Raw genomic sequence first — 2,215 nt, 5'->3', positions numbered from 1 at the left:
CGCGTTTTCGTAGAGCTCGTCGATCTGTTCGATGGTGTACTCCTTATGTTCGTCCCGACGCTTCTTATCCGCGTCCGGGTGGGCCTGCTGGTACTTGTAGCCGTTGTAGTAGCCGTGCACCGCCTAATCACGGTTGATGAGCCTGATGAGGTCGGCAGGGTTGGTGAGCTTGGCGTGGCTATACCAGTACATGGGGGCATAAAAGCCGGAGTAGAACAGAAACGACTCCAGCATGGTGGAGGCCACCTTGCGCTTCTCGGGGTCATCGCCGTAGTAGTAGTCGAGGATGATCTGCGCCTTGCGCTGGAGGTGTTCGTTCTCCTCGCTCCACCGGAAGGCGTCGTCGATCTCGCCGGTGGAGATCAGCGTCGAGAAGACCGAGGAGTAGCTCTTGGCATGCACTGATTCCATGAAGGCGATGTTGGTGTAGACGGCCTCCTCGTGAGGGGTACGGGCGTCCGGGATCAGCGACACCGCACCGACCGTGCCCTGAATGGTGTCGAGCATCGTCAGCCCGGTGAAGACTCGGGTGGTCATCTGCTGTTCGTGGGGTTTCAACGTGGCCCAGGAACCGATGTCGTTGCTCAACGGCACCTTCTCCGGGAGCCAGAAATTGCCGGTGAGCCGATCCCAGACCTCCTGATCCTTCTCGTCCTCGATGCGGTTCCAGTTGATGGCTTGGACCCCGCGCAGCAGGGTGAGTTTCTGTGTCATGCGTTCCTCGAAATTCGGTTGTGGGCGGTGAAGCGGGTCAGAGCATGCAGGAGACGCAGCCCTCCACCTCGGTTCCGGCCAGAGCGAGCTGGCGAAGCCGGATGTAGTAGATCGTCTTGATGCCCTTGCGCCAGGCGTAGATCTGGGCCCGGTTGATGTCGCGGGTGGTGGCGGTATCCTTGAAGAACAGCGTCAGCGACAGGCCCTGGTCCACGTGCTGGGTGGCGGCGGCATAGGTGTCGATGACCTTCTCGTAGCCGATCTCGTACGCGTCCTGGTAGTACTCCAGGTTCTCGTTCGTCATGAACGGCGCCGGGTAGTAGACGCGGCCGAGCTTGCCTTCCTTGCGGATCTCGATCTTCGACGCGATCGGGTGGATCGAGCTCGTCGAGTTGTTGATGTACGAGATCGAGCCCGTCGGCGGCACGGCCTGCAGGTTCTGGTTGTAGATGCCGTGCTCCTGGATCGAGGCCTTCAGCGCGCGCCAGTCGTCCTGCGTCGGGATCGACGTGCCCGCAAAGAGCTCCTTGACCTTCTCGGTCTGCGGCTCCCAGGCCGCTTCGAGGTACTTATCGAAGAACTCCCCCGAGGCATACATCGAGTCGGCGAAGCCGTCGAAGGCCTCGCCCCGCTCCTTCGCGATGGCGTTCGAGGCGCGCAGCGCGTGGAACAGCACCGTGTAGAAGTAGATGTTCGTGAAGTCGAGCCCCTCCTCCGAACCGTAGTGCACGTGCTCACGCGCGAGGTACCCGTGCAGGTTCATCTGGCCGAGCCCGATCGCGTGGGAGCGGTCGTTGCCGTCCTCGATCGAGCGCACCGAGCTGATGTGGCTCTGATCGCTGACGGCCGTGAGGGCGCGGATGGCCGTCTCGACCGTGCGGCCCAGATCTGCGCCGTCCATCGTGAGCGCGATGTTCATCGACCCGAGGTTGCACGAGATGTCCTTGCCGATCTCGTCGTACGAGAGATCGTCATGGTATGTCGTCGGCGTGTTGACCTGCAGGATCTCGCTGCACAGGTTCGACATGTTGATCCGGCCCTCGATGGGTTTGGCCCGGTTCACCGTGTCCTCGAACATGATGTACGGGTAGCCCGACTCGAACTGGATCTCGGCGAGGGTCTGGAAGAACTCACGCGCATTGATCTTGGACTTCTTGATGCGCGGATCGTCCACCATCTCGCGGTACTTCTCGGTCACCGAGATGTCACCGAAGGGCACCCCGTACACGCGTTCGACGTCGTAGGGCGAGAACAGATACATGTCTTCGCCGTTCTTGGCGAGCTCGAACGTGATGTCGGGCACGACCACGCCCAGCGACAGCGTCTTGATGCGGATCTTCTCGTCGGCGGTCTCGCGCTTGGTGTCGAGGAACCGCATGATGTCGGGGTGGTGCGCCGAGAGGTACACCGCCCCGGCGCCCTGGCGCGCACCGAGCTGGTTCGCGTAGGAGAAGGAGTCCTCGAGGAGCTTCATCACGGGGATGATGCCGCTGGACTGGTT

1 protein-coding gene and 1 pseudogene are annotated in these 2,215 nt (G+C 61.7%); both read right to left on the bottom strand.

What is annotated here, in order from left to right:
- A pseudogene (locus tag ACK5IN_RS06555) lies at positions 1-714 on the bottom strand (ribonucleotide-diphosphate reductase subunit beta); the annotation flags it as partial.
- Positions 715-751: 37 nt separating this feature from the next.
- A partial coding sequence (nrdE, locus tag ACK5IN_RS06550) for a class 1b ribonucleoside-diphosphate reductase subunit alpha (RefSeq protein ID WP_416895395.1) occupies positions 752-2,215 on the bottom strand: 1,464 nt, incomplete at its 5' end.

It is taken from the genome of Microbacterium sp. (genome assembly GCF_047971895.1).
Classification (GTDB): Bacteria; Actinomycetota; Actinomycetes; order Actinomycetales; family Microbacteriaceae; genus Microbacterium.
Note: the sequence above shows the minus strand (reverse complement) of the source record. Positions and strands in the feature narration are given on the sequence as shown.